Source organism: Tessaracoccus sp. OH4464_COT-324, from assembly GCF_003932855.1.
Classification (GTDB): Bacteria; Actinomycetota; Actinomycetes; order Propionibacteriales; family Propionibacteriaceae; genus Arachnia.
The window spans coordinates 1-318 of sequence record NZ_RQYZ01000175.1; the positions used below are offsets into that span (position 1 = coordinate 1).

The following is a 318-nucleotide window of genomic DNA, read 5'->3' on the forward strand; positions in this document are numbered from 1 at the left end:
AAAGACAGTTTCAGCTTATGGCTCAATCAAAATATTCAAGATGCGGAAGAACTCGCCAAAATGGCAATCAGTTCAGCTGAACGCCGTTTGCGCGCGGCAACAAAAGTAGTACGCAAAAAACTGGTCAGTGGCCCAGCACTTCCTGGGAAACTAGCGGATTGCAGCGAACAAGATTTAAGTAAAACTGAATTATTTTTAGTGGAAGGGGATTCTGCTGGCGCTTCCGCCAAACAAGCTCGTAACCGAGAATACCAAGCGATTCTGCCACTGCGAGGAAAAATCTTAAATACATGGGAAGTTTCAGCGGATCAAGTTTTA

Annotated in this window: 1 protein-coding gene; it reads left to right on the plus strand. The window is 44.7% G+C overall.

Annotated elements, in window-relative coordinates; genetic code table 11:
• Positions 1–318, plus strand: a 318-nt coding sequence (locus tag EII42_RS12660) for a toprim domain-containing protein (protein WP_233558425.1), incomplete at both ends; no start/stop codon positions are given.